Annotated in this window: 13 protein-coding genes; 6 read left to right on the top strand and 7 right to left on the bottom strand. The window is 56.4% G+C overall.

Translation table 11 applies throughout. From position 1 onward, the window contains the following. Positions 1 to 310: 310 nt before the first annotated feature. The 3 genes from BMW97_RS14685 to BMW97_RS14675 all read right to left on the bottom strand — a co-directional run bounded on the left by BMW97_RS14685 (position 311) and on the right by BMW97_RS14675 (position 3,621). Positions 311 to 1,012 (bottom strand): phosphatase PAP2 family protein, encoded by a 702-nt coding sequence (locus BMW97_RS14685; RefSeq protein WP_175481445.1) that lies wholly within the window; start codon positions 1,010 to 1,012, stop codon positions 311 to 313. Between the two features lie 33 nt (positions 1,013 to 1,045). Further along, entirely contained in the window at positions 1,046 to 2,032 is a 987-nt protein-coding gene (locus BMW97_RS14680) for a CobW family GTP-binding protein (protein WP_045908694.1), read from the bottom strand. Positions 2,033 to 2,154: 122 nt separating this feature from the next. Next, positions 2,155 to 3,621 (bottom strand): mannitol dehydrogenase family protein, encoded by a 1,467-nt coding sequence (locus BMW97_RS14675; protein WP_045908693.1) that lies wholly within the window; start codon positions 3,619 to 3,621, stop codon positions 2,155 to 2,157. Between the two features lie 205 nt (positions 3,622 to 3,826). Here BMW97_RS14675 and uxuA point away from each other — a divergent pair, with 205 nt between their 5' ends. Next, positions 3,827 to 5,017 (top strand): mannonate dehydratase, encoded by a 1,191-nt coding sequence (gene uxuA / locus BMW97_RS14670; protein WP_045414639.1) that lies wholly within the window; start codon positions 3,827 to 3,829, stop codon positions 5,015 to 5,017. Positions 5,018 to 5,134: 117 nt separating this feature from the next. Here the strand turns inward: uxuA and yeiP are convergent, their stop codons facing one another. Further along, the gene (gene yeiP / locus BMW97_RS14665; protein WP_008500940.1) at positions 5,135 to 5,707 is read right to left on the bottom strand and encodes an elongation factor P-like protein YeiP; all 573 of its coding nucleotides are present in this window, start codon (positions 5,705 to 5,707) and stop codon (positions 5,135 to 5,137) included. A 164-nt stretch (positions 5,708 to 5,871) separates the two neighbouring features. Here yeiP and BMW97_RS14660 point away from each other — a divergent pair, with 164 nt between their 5' ends. Next, on the top strand, positions 5,872 to 6,126 hold the full coding sequence (locus BMW97_RS14660; RefSeq protein WP_045908692.1) for a YkgJ family cysteine cluster protein: 255 nt from the start codon (positions 5,872 to 5,874) through the stop codon (positions 6,124 to 6,126). Here BMW97_RS14660 and setB read toward each other — a convergent pair. Then, the gene (gene setB, locus BMW97_RS14655; protein ID WP_045908691.1) at positions 6,123 to 7,304 is read right to left on the bottom strand and encodes a sugar efflux transporter SetB; all 1,182 of its coding nucleotides are present in this window, start codon (positions 7,302 to 7,304) and stop codon (positions 6,123 to 6,125) included. The two genes, BMW97_RS14660 and setB, sit on opposite strands and share 4 nt — an antisense overlap. Before the next feature lie 361 nt (positions 7,305 to 7,665). On the opposite strand from setB, the gene fruB reads away from it, so the two are divergent. From fruB to fruA, 3 genes are read left to right on the top strand one after another with little or no spacing between them, the layout of a single operon-like run. Further along, on the top strand, positions 7,666 to 8,796 hold the full coding sequence (fruB, locus tag BMW97_RS14650; RefSeq protein ID WP_063622107.1) for a fused PTS fructose transporter subunit IIA/HPr protein: 1,131 nt from the start codon (positions 7,666 to 7,668) through the stop codon (positions 8,794 to 8,796). Then, on the top strand, positions 8,796 to 9,734 hold the full coding sequence (gene fruK / locus BMW97_RS14645; protein WP_045908688.1) for a 1-phosphofructokinase: 939 nt from the start codon (positions 8,796 to 8,798) through the stop codon (positions 9,732 to 9,734). Before fruB ends, fruK begins: the two co-directional genes overlap by 1 nt. 16 nt (positions 9,735 to 9,750) lie before the next feature. Then, positions 9,751 to 11,436 carry a PTS fructose transporter subunit IIBC gene (gene fruA, locus BMW97_RS14640; protein WP_063622106.1) on the top strand — a complete coding sequence of 562 codons (1,686 nt, stop codon included), beginning with the start codon at positions 9,751 to 9,753 and terminating at the stop codon, positions 11,434 to 11,436. A 47-nt stretch (positions 11,437 to 11,483) separates the two neighbouring features. On the opposite strand, the gene nfo is transcribed toward fruA, so the two are convergent. Both nfo and BMW97_RS14630 read right to left on the bottom strand, forming a co-directional pair. Continuing rightward, the gene (gene nfo, locus BMW97_RS14635; RefSeq protein WP_045908686.1) at positions 11,484 to 12,341 is read right to left on the bottom strand and encodes a deoxyribonuclease IV; all 858 of its coding nucleotides are present in this window, start codon (positions 12,339 to 12,341) and stop codon (positions 11,484 to 11,486) included. A gap of 64 nt (positions 12,342 to 12,405) precedes the next feature. Continuing rightward, complete coding sequence (locus BMW97_RS14630) at positions 12,406 to 13,452, bottom strand: YeiH family protein (protein WP_045908685.1); 1,047 nt, start codon at positions 13,450 to 13,452, stop codon at positions 12,406 to 12,408. 97 nt (positions 13,453 to 13,549) lie between these two features. Between BMW97_RS14630 and yieE the strand changes: the two genes are divergently transcribed. Beyond that, the gene (yieE, locus tag BMW97_RS14625) at positions 13,550 to 14,416 is read left to right on the top strand and encodes a DNA-binding transcriptional regulator YeiE (RefSeq protein WP_090392969.1); all 867 of its coding nucleotides are present in this window, start codon (positions 13,550 to 13,552) and stop codon (positions 14,414 to 14,416) included. Positions 14,417 to 14,540 lie beyond the last annotated feature (124 nt).

Below are 14,540 nucleotides of genomic sequence, written 5' to 3'. Positions count from 1 at the left end.
AGCGCACAAAATTATTCACCATCGAAATAATTATCCCTATGGGGCAAAACGAGTTCGAGATTAACCGATTGCCAGGGGTATTGCGAGTAAAAAAAGCCTTTTTTTTATAAGAAAATGTGATACAGAAAGTAAAAATCCGTAATTGCTTAAAATGCGGTCAGATCCGAGGCTTTATCGCGCAATTGCTTCATTTTTATCATGAATGTGATGACAAGAATATGACACGGGGAAAAGATCGTGGCGGGAAGGCTATCGGGGATCATGTCGATCCCTGATAGCTCACGTTAATTTAGGTTAGTTATTTGTTCAATTATTGTTGCGCTTTACCGGGAAGGTAGCGATCGAACAGCGCTATTATCCTGTCGCTCAGTGGGGTCATCAAACACCACGGCAGCGCAATCAGCGCAACGGAAAGCGAACCGACGGCAATATCGGTGAACCAGTGAGCGCCAATCATTACGCGCGGGAAGGCAAAAACCACAAAAATAATCAGGGCTATGGCAAACGCTTTTCTGCCGAAATAGCGAAGCATAATTGCGGAAAAAATAAGCAGCATCATGCCGTGATCGCCAGGGAAACTGTCCTTCGACGCATCTTTTGTTGGAATATGCAGCAGCTCACTGACGCGATAAATATCGGTGAAAAAGAGCGTTGGGCTGGAACGCTTAACCGGAATAATCGCGGTGGCCAGCTGGTTAATGATGACAGCAAACAGCAGCATCACCAGACCGATAATCAGAATACGTCGGCGTCCTGCTTTATCTTCTTTCAGCCAGAAAGAGAGCATCAGGCAGCCCATCGCCAGCAGCGAGAAGCCGTCAAAGGCGCGGTTGTTGGTGATGGCCACCAGCCACAGGAACGCCTTGCTCTTCACCAGCTCCTGGTTGAAGAAGTGGAAGAGGGCAGAATCCAGTGGGAACCAGAAACCATGATTCACCGGGATATACCAGGAGAAGAAAAGTGCCAGACCGGCGACATTAAGCAGTAATATCAGGAGAAATCGAGTTGTCATAACGTTCTGCATAGAGTGAAAACTGGGGCAACGTTAGCCGCCCGAACTTAAACGAATCCTCAACAGGCTGGACTGGAGGGCATTCCAGTCGGCGTTAACCGCACTAATTAACTCTATTCGGCTGTCGGGCGGCGCCACGTTTTGCGTTTCAATAAAGAAATCGTCGCCCTGGCGGTTGATCCGCACCAGTCCGTCCGGCGTGCGCATGATCCCTTTCACGCGATCGACGGGCGCAAGGCGGGCCCACTCCAGGATCCCAATGGTGTCAAAAACGGTTTCAGCATCAAAAATCCATCCGCAGGCCTGATATCCCTGACCGCTGTTCAGATTACGACGCCAGCGCTGGTGCTCCGGCAGACTCAGGGCTGCCAGACCCTGCTTAACCGGGTGACTGTGCGCATGCTCCGCGCTGGCGGGCAGCTCGGTGAGGTTCAGACGAGGCAGGTCAAGCAGGGCGTTATCAATATTCCCCTGGGTGGCCTGCACAAGCGTGCGATTGCCGCCAAAATGCTGCCACCACGCCTCCAGCGCGGCCTGGCTTTCTGGCGTGGCGCGATCTTCCTTGTTGGCGACGATAACGTCCGCCGAGGCGAGCTGATCGCGGAAGTTCTCGTTGGCCACCGCCTTGTCATCCAGAAGCTGACGCGGATCGAGCAGGCACAGGGTGGCGCGCAGATCGATCCACGGCTCGTAAACCGGTGCGGTCAATAAATCGAGGATCTGCTTCGGGTGACCCAGCCCGGTAGGTTCAATCAGCAGGCGGTCAGGTTTGCCCTGACGCAGCAGGGTATTGAGCCCGACCTGCATCGGCAGGCCATTAACGCAGCACATGCATCCGCCAGGGATCTCTTTAATCATCGCACCGCTGGATGACAGCAACGCGCCGTCAATGCCCACCTCGCCAAATTCATTGACCAGCACGGCCCACTTCTCGGCCGGATCTTTATTCGCCAGCAGATGGAGAATTGAGGTGGTTTTACCGCTGCCGAGAAAACCGGTGATGAGGTTGGTTTTGGTCACGTGCGCTCCGGATGAGAATTGTGATGCTATAACACTGTTCTCTATCCTGGCGAAAAATGGGCCCCGTGAGAAGGGGAAGGGCGAACGGAGGCCTCATCCGTTCGCATTAAGCGCAATAATCGTTAAAGATTTAACGTTTCGATAACAGCCTGACGCGCGCCGTGGCGGGTAATGCGCTCATAGGCCTGGCTGACAGCCTCCACAAAAACGCGATTATGCGCAAGATCGTGCCCGAAGACCTCACTCAGCCCCAGCAGCGCGTGGACGCGGTTGGCGTCGCTGCTGGCGTTGACGATGGCGCGGATTTTATCGCTGAGGGGATCGCGAACGTCAATCGCGTTTCCGCGTTCGTCGGTACCGCTGACGTAGCGTATCCAGCCGGCCACGCCCAGGGCCAGCAGCGACCACGGCGTATTTCGCTCAAGATGAACGCGGATCCCGTCCAGCATTCTCTGGGGCAGCTTCTGGCTACCGTCCATCGCGATTTGCCAGGTCCGATGCTGGAGGGCCGGGTTGGCAAAGCGTTCGATCAGGCTATCGGCGTATGCCGTGAGGTCGACATCCTTGATGCGCAACGTGGGGGCCTGCTCGTCCAGCATCAGCCGACGGGCGGCTTCACGGAACGCCGCGTCCTCCATGCATTCATTTATATGGGCGTAGCCCGCGAGGTACCCCAGATACGCCAGGAAAGAGTGACTGCCGTTGAGCATACGTAATTTCATCTGCTCCCAAGGCAGCACATCCTGCACCATCTGGACACCCGCCACTTCCCACTCGGGACGCCCGGCGACAAAATTATCTTCCACGACCCACTGAATGAACGGCTCGCAGCTGATGGCGCACGGATCTTCCACGCCGAGTGCGTCGGTGATTTCCGCCAGCGAGGCCTCCGTTGCGGCGGGCACAATCCTGTCGACCATCGTCCCCGGGAAACTCACGTGGCTATCAATCCATTCAGATAACCCTGCGGAACGTTTTTGCGCCATGCCCAGCACCGCGTTTTTCACCACGTGCCCGTTGTCAGGGATATTGTCGCAGGACAGCACGGTAAATGCAGGCAAGCCGCGCTCGCGGCGGCGGTGGAGGGCTTCGACCAGGATCCCAGGGGCCGAATGTGGCTCGGAGGGGTTTTCAAGGTCGTGGACGATCCGGGGGTTATTCAGATCGAGTTTTCCGGTCGCGGGATCGATGCAATAGCCTTTTTCCGTGATGGTGAGCGAGACAATCGCAACCTGAGGCTCGCAAAATTTCTCAATAATGGCGGGCAAGGAGTCCAGCTTTGCGTTCAGGCATTCATGAACGGCACCGACGATAATGGCCTCATTTCCTTCAGCCCCTTTTTCCAGCACGGTGAACAGATGATCCTGCGCGCGCAGCTGGCTCATCAGCACATCGCCGCTGAAAAGGCTAATCTCACAAATCCCCCAGTCGCCGCCTTTTTCATTCAGCACCCGATTTGTTAACAATGCCTGGTGCGCACGGTGAAACGCCCCAAAGCCAAAGTGGACGATGCGGGAGCGTAATGACTGGCGATCGTAGCGAGGTTGCTGAACCCGGGCAGGAAGGGCGGTGGAGGCAATTGTCTTCATGAGATACACACCTGATTAACCATTAATTAACAATGCCAGTGTAAAGTTATATGACAGCAAATAAAATTGGTGAGCCGTAAATATCCCCGTTATGTGAGTTTGATCAATCAATGTGTGGCGGTGTATTGACCCTTCACGGCAAACATGTATGGTAGTCGTCATTGCAGTAGCACATATTGGTATAACAACTTAAGAGGGTGAGGCAATGGAACAAACCTGGCGTTGGTACGGGCCGAACGATCCGGTTTCTCTTGATGATGTGCGTCAGGCTGGCGCAACGGGTGTCGTCACGGCGCTGCATCATATTCCTAACGGTCAGGTCTGGCCGGTAGAGGAAATACAGACGCGTCAGGCGCTGCTGGCGGAGAAGGGATTAACCTGGTCTGTGGTAGAAAGCATTCCGGTTCATGAAGATATCAAAACCCATTCAGGGGAGTACCAGACCTGGATTGCTAACTACCAGCAGAGCATCCGTAACCTTGCGGCCTGCGGCATTGATACGGTTTGCTACAACTTCATGCCTATCCTGGACTGGACGCGAACTGACCTTGAATATCAGATGCCGGACGGCTCGAAAGCGCTGCGTTTCGATCAGATTGCCTTTGCGGCATTCGAACTGCACATTCTGAAACGCCCTGGCGCCGACGCGGATTACACCGCGGAAGAGCAGCAGCAGGCGCTCGCGTGGTTTAACGCCGCCAGTGACGCAGATATCGAAAAGCTGACCCGTAATATTATTGCGGGCCTGCCGGGGGCTGAAGAAGGGTATACGCTGGATCAGTTCCGCGCCCGCCTGGCAGAATACGGCGATATTGATAAGCAGCAGCTACGTGAAAACATGGCGTATTTCCTGCGCGCTATCGTGCCGGTTGCGGAAGAGGTAGGGGTTCGCCTGGCCGTACATCCGGACGATCCACCGCGCCCAATCCTCGGCCTGCCGCGTATCGTGTCCACGATTGAAGATATGCAGTGGCTGAAAGAGACGGTCGACAGCATCTATAACGGCTTCACCATGTGTACCGGCTCCTATGGTGTGCGGGCGGATAACGACCTGGTGCGGATGATTGAAACCTTCGGCGATCGTATCCACTTCACGCATCTGCGAGCGACCTGCCGCGAAGAGAACCCAAAAACCTTCCACGAGGCGGCGCACCTGGGCGGTGATGTGAATATGGTGGCGGTGGTAGACGCCATTCTGGCGGAAGAGGCGCGTCGCAAGCAGATTGGTGATGTGCGTCCTATTCCGTTCCGTCCTGACCACGGCCACCAGATGCTGGACGATCTGCGTAAGAAAACTAACCCGGGTTATTCGGCGATTGGCCGTCTTAAAGGGATGGCGGAAGTGCGCGGCGTTGAGCTGGCGCTGAAGATGACGAAGTATCCGGAGCTGCTGTAACCGGAATTGCCGGGTGGCGGCTTCGCCTTACCCAGCCTACAAAAACACAAAAACCGGCTTCAGGGCCGGTTTTTTCGTAGGTCGGGTAAGCGTAGCGCCACCCGACAAATGCCACAATCAGTCAGCGCGGCCCATATAGCGTTTTTCTTCGATATGGATGCGGATCTTCTCGCCAGCAGAGAGGTATTCCGGTACCTGCACAACCAGGCCGGTTGTCAGGGTCGCCGGTTTGTTGCGGGCACTTGCGGATGCGCCTTTGATGCCAGGTGCCGTTTCAACGATTTCCAGATCGACCGTCTGAGGCAGTTCCAGCGCCAGCAGCACGCCGTCCCAGGTCAGAACCTGCATGTCTGGCATACCGCCTTCCGGGATGAACAGCAGCTCTTCTTCAATCTGATCTTTGGTGAAGATGTACGGGGTGTAATCTTCTTTGTCCATGAACACATATTCGTTGCCGTCGATATAGGAGAAATCAACATAGCGACGAGTCAGGGTGACGGTATCGACGATATCGTCACCTTTAAAGCGCTCTTCCACCTTCAGGCCGGTACGCACATCGGCGAAACGCATTTTGTACAGCGTAGCTGCACCACGGGCGCTTGGTGCCTGAATATCGATATCTTTCACAATCAGCAGTTTGCCGTTGTAATTCAGTACCATACCTTTCTTAATTTCGTTCGCTCTTGGCATTGCAGTAATCCTGTTTACGGGAGGTAAAAAATATCGCGCCAAATTACTCGCGCGCGGCCTTTCAGGCAAGAGGAATTCGTGGCTTTTGCTATCAATACGCAAAAGGTGTTACTGTGCGCGCGATGCCCGACTGTACGAGCATCCGCCAGCGAAAGAGAGCATTTATGGATTGCCGTCCCGATTGTGGCGCGTGCTGTACTGCACCGTCCATTTCAAGCCCCATTCCAGGAATGCCCGAGGGCAAACCTGCCAATACCCGTTGCGTTCAGCTCTCGGAAACCAACCTGTGCATGATCTTTGGCTCACCGCTGCGTCCGAAGGTCTGCTCCGGGCTTCAGCCCACGGCCGAAATGTGTGGCAGCACGCGCGAGCAGGCGATGACGTACCTTCTTGAGCTTGAATCGCTCACCGCACCTTAAACGTCTTTAATCTTCGCCAGACAGCCCATCGTCAGCGTACACATCACCAGCGCAATCCAGAACACCGTGTGATAGTTCCAGATTTCGGCCACAACACCGGCCATTGAGCCGGCAATAATCCAGCCCACGCGGGTGGTATTAGTATAAAGGGTGGTGGCAGAGCCTGCCTGGCCCGGCATCAGGTCCTGGAAATAGAGCATGCCTATCCCGGCGAGAATGCCAATATAGATGGCGTTCAGCAGCTGTAACGCCAGCAATAGCTCAGGCGTATTTACCGTCAGCATGCCGAGATAGAACAGCAGACCGGCGACGGCGGCGATGCGCATTAAAAAACGTTTCCCGAAGCGCTTTGCGTAATAGCCTGCGATAAGCATGGTCGGGATCTCAAGCCCGGCCGCGGTGCCCATCATGATGCCCGCCAGCTTCTCCGACAGGTGCAGTTCATTAATAATAAACAGCGGCATATTGATGATATAGAGGCTATTGGTGCCCCACATCAGCGTGCAGATCGCGAACAGGAGCAGGGCATCGCGGCGGTTACGGCGTGGCGCTTCCAGCACGCCCGTTGCCACTTTGGGCTCTTTGCGCATGGACGGCAGGAAGAACCACACCAGCGCGCCGCACGCCACAAACGCGACCGCCGCGCTCAGGTACATCACCGTAAAGCCAAAACCCATCGCCAGCGCGTAAGCCAGCGGCGGGCCAATCACCCACGCCAGCGACACCTGTGCACGCAGGACAGAGCTGAACATCACCGCTTCACGTCCGGTATGGTCGGCGTGTTCGCGGGCAAGCGCGAACAGCTGTGGGTTCGCCGTCGAACCAAAGCTGCTCAGGAATACCCCGACGAAAAGCAGAATGAAGTAGTTGCGGTTCCAGGCAAACAGAACGCAGGCCAAAACCCCCAGCAGGCAGCAGAAAACGATCAGGCTTTTACGATCGCCTTTTCTGTCGGACCGCCCCGCCAGGAACTGACTGACCAGGATGCCGATGATGGCGCTTCCGGTAAAAAAGAAGCCAACCAGCGCCGGACGAACATGAACCTCATTGGTCAAAAATAAGCTCAGCGTCGGCGTCTGTAACGCACCGGCAATGCCCGTGAAGAAGGCAACAATCAGGAAGGCCGCTGAGGTCAAATCAAAGGGCTTCGGCGAGGCAGCCGCAGGGATGTTATGCATGTTTTATAATTAGCGAGTAGCAGAGAGGGGCGGAGTGTACGCCGTCAGCTAAAAAATAAACAGTGGGTGCGGTCAATGATGCCACGAAAAATCAAAATGGCATTTCATCTTGCATCCACATCGGCTGACCTTAGCTGAAACTGACTTGCTGAACTTCAGCAAAATTCAGCTGAACGAAGAAGAAATGTGCTGTATCTCTAAATTCTGCAATCTGAAATACGAGTTTTCTTGCAAGGCATTGCAGAAAGCGCAAGACTTTTTGAAACGTTTCAGCGCTATCTTGTTTTAACAAACGGAGCAGGCTAGCGCATTTTTTCTCATTAAAGCTGAAACGATTCAAGTTCAGCAGGAGTGGAGAACCATGTTCCAGTTATCTGTTCAGGATATCCACCCGGGCGCTCAGGCCGGGGATAAAGAAGAGGCTATTCGCCAGGTTGCCGCTGCGCTTGTGCAGGCGGGTAACGTCGCGGACGGCTATGTCAACGGCATGCTGGCGCGCGAGCAGCAGACCTCAACCTTCCTCGGCAATGGGATCGCCATTCCGCACGGCACCACCGACACCCGCGATCAGGTGTTGAAAACCGGCGTTAAGGTTTACCAGTTCCCGCAGGGCGTTCTCTGGGGAGACGGTCAGGTGGCCTATGTGGCCATCGGTATCGCGGCCAGCAGCGACGAACACTTAGGTCTGCTGCGTCAGCTGACGCATGTCCTGAGCGATGACGCGGTGGCTGAACAGCTTAAATCCGCCACCACCGCGGAAGAGCTGCGCGCCTTGCTGATGGGCGAAAAACAGAGTGAAGCGCTGAAACTGGATAATGAAACGCTGACGCTGGATGTAGTTGCTTCCGATCTGGTGACGCTGCAGGCGCTGAACGCGGGCCGCCTGAAAGAAGCCGGCGCGGCGGATGCCACCTTTGTGACGCGCGTGATTAACGATAAGCCGTTGAATCTGGGTCAGGGTATCTGGCTGAACGACAGTGCTGAAGGCAACCTGCGCAGTGCGATTGCCGTGAGCCGTGCGGCCACGGCATTTGACGTAGAAGGCGAACGCGCGGCCATGCTGGTGACCGTGGCGATGGCTGATGAACAGCCGGTTTCCGTGCTGAAGCGTCTGGGCGACCTGCTGCTGAACAACAAAGCTGAAAAGCTGCTGAACGCTGATGCCTCCACCGTGCTGGCACTGCTGACCAGTGATGATGCGCTGACGGATGACGTGCAAACCGCGGAGTTCGTGGTGCGTAACGAACACGGCCTGCATGCCCGTCCGGGCACCATGCTGGTGAATACCATTAAACAATTCGAGAGTGAGATTACCGTGGCGAATCTTGACGGCACGGGCAAACCGGCCAACGGCCGTAGTCTGATGAAAGTGGTCGCGCTGGGCGTGAAGAAAGGCCATCGTCTGCGTTTCACCGCGCAGGGTGCCGATGCTGAACAGGCGCTGAAAGCGATTGGCGATGCCATCGCGGCAGGTCTGGGGGAGGGCGCATAATGAGCAGACGTGTTGCGACTATTACGCTGAACCCGGCTTATGACCTGGTAGGATTTTGCCCGGAAATTGAGCGCGGCGAAGTCAACCTCGTGCGTACCACCGGCCTGCATGCTGCGGGCAAAGGGATTAACGTCGCGAAAGTGCTCAAGGATCTCGGTATTGATGTCACCGTGGGCGGATTCCTCGGTAAAGACAATCAGGACGGTTTCCAGCAGCTGTTCAGCGAGCTGGGCATTGCCAACCGTTTTCAGGTTGTTCAGGGCCGTACCCGTATCAACGTTAAGCTGACGGAAAAAGACGGTGAAGTAACCGATCTGAACTTCTCGGGCTTCGAAGTGACGGCGTCTGACTGGGAGCGCTTTGTCAACGACTCGCTGACCTGGCTGGGGCAGTTTGACATGGTCTGCGTCAGCGGCAGCCTGCCGTCCGGCGTGAGCCCGGAAGCCTTTACCGACTGGATGACGCGCCTGCGCAGCCAGTGCCCATGCATCATTTTTGACAGCAGCCGTGACGCGCTGGTTGCGGGCCTGAAAGCCTCACCGTGGCTGGTGAAGCCGAATCGCCGCGAGCTGGAGATCTGGGCGGGTCGTAAGCTGCCAGAATTAAAAGATGTGATTGACGCTGCCCATGCGCTGCGCGAGCAGGGTATCGCTCACGTGGTGATCTCGCTTGGTGCAGAAGGCGCGTTGTGGGTTAACGCGTCTGGCGAATGGATCGCCAAACCGCCGTCAATGGAAGTTGTGAGTACCGTTGGCGCAGGGGATTCCATGGTTGGCGGCCTGATTTATGGTCTGCTGATGCGGGAATCCAGTGAACATACCTTACGTCTTGCCACTGCCGTTGCTGCCCTGGCCGTCAGCCAGAGCAATGTCGGTATTACCGATCGTACCCAGTTAGCCGCGATGATGGCGCGCGTTGACTTAAAACCTTTTAACTAACAGCAGGAGAGGAATAATGAAAACGCTGCTGATCATTGACTCCGGTCTCGGACAGGCTCGCGCCTATATGGCGAAGACCTTGCTAGGCGCGGCGGCACAAAAAGCACATCTGGAGATTATCGATAATCCAGGCGATGCAGAACTGGCCATTGTCCTGGGCGACAAAATCCCGGCTGACAGTGCGCTGAACGGCAAAAAAGTGTGGCTGGGCGATATTAATCGCGCGGTGGCACACCCGGAACTGTTCCTGAGCGAAGCGAAAGGTCATGCGTCTGTCTACAGCGCGCCTGTCGCGACGGCACCGGCTACGGCCACGGGCCCGAAACGCATTGTGGCGGTGACGGCCTGCCCGACGGGGGTGGCTCACACCTTTATGGCGGCTGAAGCCATTGAAACCGAAGCGAAAAAACGCGGCTGGTGGGTAAAAGTTGAAACACGCGGCTCCGTCGGTGCCGGCAACGCGATCACCCCTGAAGAAGTGGCGGAGGCCGATCTGGTGATTGTGGCGGCGGATATCGAAGTGGACCTCGCGAAATTTGCCGGTAAGCCAATGTACCGTACCTCCACCGGCCTGGCGCTGAAAAAGACCGCGCAGGAGTTTGATAAAGCGCTGGTAGAAGCGAAGCCGTATCAGGCAACCGGCGCGCGTCAGACCGCGACGGAAGGGAAGAAAGAGTCCGCTGGCGCCTATCGCCACCTGCTGACCGGTGTGTCTTACATGCTGCCGATGGTGGTCGCGGGCGGTCTGTGTATCGCGCTCTCGTTCGCGTTTGGTATCACCGCGTTTAAAGAACAAGGTACGCTGGCGGCTGCGCTGATGCAGATCGGCGGTGGCTCAGCCTTCGCCCTGATGGTGCCGGTTCTGGCGGGCTTTATTGCCTTCTCCATTGCTGACCGTCCTGGCCTGACGCCGGGTCTTATCGGCGGCATGCTGGCCGTGAGCACCGGTTCCGGCTTTATCGGCGGTATCATCGCGGGCTTCCTCGCCGGTTACGTCGCGAAGCTGATTAGCTCGAAGCTGAAGCTGCCGCAGAGTATGGAAGCGCTGAAGCCGATCCTGATCATCCCTCTGATTTCCAGCCTGGTGGTCGGTCTGGCGATGATTTACCTGATTGGTAAGCCGGTTGCGGGCATCCTGGCGGGTCTGACTCACTGGCTGCAAACCATGGGTACCGCGAATGCGGTTCTGCTGGGTGCAATCCTCGGCGGCATGATGTGTACCGACATGGGTGGTCCGGTGAACAAAGCGGCGTACGCCTTTGGTGTGGGCCTGCTGAGTACCCAGACCTACGCGCCAATGGCGGCGATCATGGCGGCAGGTATGGTGCCTCCGCTGGCGCTCGGTCTGGCGACGATTATTGCCCGTCGTAAGTTCGATAAAGCGCAGCAGGAAGGCGGTAAAGCCGCGCTGGTGCTGGGTCTGTGCTTCATCACCGAAGGGGCGATTCCGTTCGCGGCGCGTGACCCAATGCGTGTGCTGCCGTGCTGTATCGTAGGCGGTGCGGTAACGGGGGCGATCTCTATGGCTGTCGGTGCGAAGCTGATGGCACCACACGGCGGTCTGTTCGTGCTGCTGATCCCTGGCGCCATCACCCCGGTACTGGGCTACCTGCTGGCGATTGTTGCCGGTACGCTGGTGGCGGGCCTCTCTTACGCGGTGCTGAAACGTCCGGAAGCGGAAGTTGTGGCAAAAGCAGCGTAAGCGATAAACAACAAAAAAGCCGGGTTGCATTACGCACCCGGCTTTTTTTATGCCGCCTGTTCAGCGGGTTGCTGTGCCTTCAGCCAGGCAATCTCTTCTGCCCAGATGTCCGGATTAATGGTTTCCAGCACCATCGGAATACCGTCGAAGCGGGCGTCCTGCATAATAAAGCGAAACGCATCGTGGCCAATGTTGCCTTCGCCCAGGCTGTGGTGGCGGTCAACGCGGCTACCAAAGGCGCTTTTCGCATCGTTTAAGTGCATTCCGCGCAGGTACTTAAAGCCCACAATGCGCTCGAACTCATCAAACGTGTTTTTCGTTGCCTCGGTGGTGCGCAGGTCATAACCGGCGGCAAACGCGTGGCAGGTATCAATGCACACGCCCACGCGGGATTTATCCTCCACGCCGTCGATAATCGCCGCCAGATGTTCGAACTTAAAGCCGAGGTTGCTGCCCTGACCAGCGGTATTCTCAATCACCGCGGTAACGCCTTTGGTCTTGTCCAGGGTGATGTTGATGGATTCGGCAATGCGCGCCAGGCAGGCATCTTCGTCGATCTGCATCAGATGGCTACCCGGATGGAAGTTCAGCAGCGTCAGCCCCAGCTGTTCGCAGCGCTGTACTTCATCAAGAAACGCCTCGCGGGATTTTTCCAGCGCCTCTTCAACCGGGTGACCGAGGTTGATCAGGTAGCTGTCGTGGGGGAGGATCTGGCCGGGCCCGTAGCGGTATTTCTCACAGGCGGCTTTGAAATCATCAATCACCTCAGCGGTGAGCGGTGCGGTGCGCCACTGGCGCTGATTTTTGGTGAACAGGGCGAAAGCGGTCGCCTCAATTTCGGCGGCACGAATGGCGGCATTCGCAAGGCCACCTGCAGCGCTGACGTGCGCTCCAACATATTTCATAAAGGGACTCCTGTTAACCCGAAATGCTTATGATAGCGGGTTAACAGGAGAAGGATGTAGTGGTTTATGCCATCAGGCTGTGGACCGCGAGGTTAATCGCGCCGCCGCCAACAATCAGCCAGATGAAGAGTACCAGCGCCATCAGCAGCGGTTTCGCACCAGCTTTTTTCAGCGCGCTGACGTGTGTGGTCACCCCCAGTGCCGCCATGGCCATCGCCAGCAGTACGGTATCCAGCGTCACCAGCATATCCACCACCGCTTTCGGCAGCAGGTGGAAGGAGTTAAAAATCGCCACAACAATGAACAGGATCGCAAACCACGGAATGGTGATTTTACTTTTCTCGCTGCCGCCCGCCGGAGCCAGTTGTTTAACCCGTGCGGCCAGGAAAATCAGGAACGGGGCCAGCATCATCACGCGCAGCATTTTGGCAATCACCGCTGCGTTTTCGGCGTCCGGGTTAATGGCATGTCCTGCAGCGACCACCTGGGCCACTTCGTGCATGGTCGAACCGATATAGATGCCGTAGGTTTCCGGGCTGAACCAGTGGGCAACCAGCGGATACATGGCCGGGTAGAGGAAAATCGCCAGCGTACCGAAGATCACCACCGTCGCTACCGCCACCGTTACCTTGCTGGCTTCGGCCTTCACGACGGGTTCCGTGGCCAGCACCGCCGCTGCGCCACAGATACTGCTCCCGGCACCGATCAGCCAGCTGGTTTGCCTGTCCAGGCCAAACATTTTCTGGCCGATAAAACAGGCCAGTAAAAAGGTGCTGGTCAGGGTCAGAACGTCGATGGCGATCCCGCTCGCACCCACATCCGCAATCTGCGAAAAGGTAAGACGGAAGCCGTAAAGAATGATCCCAAGACGCAGCAGATGCTGCTTGGCAAAGATTACGCCGCCGTCGCAGGATTTCCAGATATGCGGGTAAACGGTGTTACCCACGACCATGCCGAGCAAAATGGCGAGCGTCAGCGCGCTGAAACCTGCGCCTGCGATGGCCGGGATGCTGCCGCCCCATAGCGCTACGGCGGTGACTGCAGCGCTGAGCGCAAGACCCGGCACGAAGTGCCACACTGTACGATGATGTTGTAAGGTGATTTCTGACATAACCTTCTCCTTTGTCTGGCTAAAGGTTACGGCGCTCTGGCTTAAAAATAAAATTGATTATATACTTATAATCAATCTATATAAGTGGTAAGCAACCATGCACATTACTCTGCGTCAGCTGGAAGTCTTTGCCGAGGTGCTGAAAAGCGGCTCGACGACCCAGGCGTCACAAATGCTGGCGCTCTCACAGTCTGCGGTCAGCGCGGCGTTAACCGATCTTGAAGGACAGCTGGGCGTTCAGCTTTTTGACAGGGTAGGCAAGCGTCTGGTGGTCAACGAGCACGGTCGTCTTCTTTATCCGCGCGCGCTGGCGCTGCTCGAGCAGGCAATCGAAATCGAGCAGCTGTTCCGCGAAGATAACGGTGCGATCCGCGTTTACGCCAGCAGCACCATCGGGAACTACATTCTGCCGGAAGTGATTGCCCGCTACCGCCGGGATTTCCCGAGCCTGCCGCTGGAGATGAGCGTGGGCAATAGCCAGGACGTCATCAACGCAGTGATCGACTTCCGTGTGGATATCGGCCTCATCGAAGGTCCCTGCCATAACGTTGATATCATTGCCGAGCCCTGGCTGGAAGACGAGCTGGCGGTGTTTGCGTCCCCGGCCTCGTCGTTATTGCAGGGAGAGGTGACGCTGGAGAGGCTGGCGCAGGCGCAGTGGATCCTGCGCGAGCAGGGCTCCGGCACGCGTGAAATTGTCGATTATCTGCTGCTTTCCCATCTGCCGCATTTCCAGTTAGGGATGGAGCTTGGGAACTCTGAGGCCATTAAGCACGCCGTGCGCCACGGGCTGGGCATCAGCTGTCTTTCCCGGCGCGTTATTGCCGAACAGCTTGAAACCGGATCGCTGGTTGAAATCCCCATCCCGCTGCCGAAGCTGGTGCGCACGCTGTGGTGCATTCATCATCGTCAGAAACACCTTTCCAGCTCCCTGCAGCGTTTTCTGCGCTATTGCGAAATCTGACAGCGTCCCTCACCCCAAAGGGGAGAGGGAAAAATTATGCTTTACTTATAATCCTGGCCGCGTCATGAAGCTCTCTTATAACTGAGTATTTCTGCCGGAAGGAACGCGGATCGTCTGCTACAAT

The sequence above is a fragment of the Enterobacter sp. NFIX58 genome (assembly GCF_900110475.1).
In the GTDB taxonomy this organism is placed as follows: domain Bacteria; phylum Pseudomonadota; class Gammaproteobacteria; order Enterobacterales; family Enterobacteriaceae; genus Enterobacter; species Enterobacter quasiroggenkampii.
This window is presented reverse-complemented; position numbering and strand designations above follow the sequence as displayed.

Coding starts and splice junctions, on each gene's coding strand:
- yieE (WP_090392969.1), top strand. CDS start 13,550: ATGCACATTACTCTGCGTCAGCTGGAAGTCTTTGCCGAGGTGCTGAAA.
- fruA (WP_063622106.1), top strand. CDS start 9,751: ATGAAAACGCTGCTGATCATTGACTCCGGTCTCGGACAGGCTCGCGCC.
- fruK (WP_045908688.1), top strand. CDS start 8,796: ATGAGCAGACGTGTTGCGACTATTACGCTGAACCCGGCTTATGACCTG.
- uxuA (WP_045414639.1), top strand. CDS start 3,827: ATGGAACAAACCTGGCGTTGGTACGGGCCGAACGATCCGGTTTCTCTT.
- BMW97_RS14675 (WP_045908693.1), bottom strand. CDS start 3,621: ATGAAGACAATTGCCTCCACCGCCCTTCCTGCCCGGGTTCAGCAACCT.
- setB (WP_045908691.1), bottom strand. CDS start 7,304: ATGCATAACATCCCTGCGGCTGCCTCGCCGAAGCCCTTTGATTTGACC.
- BMW97_RS14630 (WP_045908685.1), bottom strand. CDS start 13,452: ATGTCAGAAATCACCTTACAACATCATCGTACAGTGTGGCACTTCGTG.
- nfo (WP_045908686.1), bottom strand. CDS start 12,341: ATGAAATATGTTGGAGCGCACGTCAGCGCTGCAGGTGGCCTTGCGAAT.
- fruB (WP_063622107.1), top strand. CDS start 7,666: ATGTTCCAGTTATCTGTTCAGGATATCCACCCGGGCGCTCAGGCCGGG.
- BMW97_RS14685 (WP_175481445.1), bottom strand. CDS start 1,012: ATGACAACTCGATTTCTCCTGATATTACTGCTTAATGTCGCCGGTCTG.
- yeiP (WP_008500940.1), bottom strand. CDS start 5,707: ATGCCAAGAGCGAACGAAATTAAGAAAGGTATGGTACTGAATTACAAC.
- BMW97_RS14660 (WP_045908692.1), top strand. CDS start 5,872: ATGGATTGCCGTCCCGATTGTGGCGCGTGCTGTACTGCACCGTCCATT.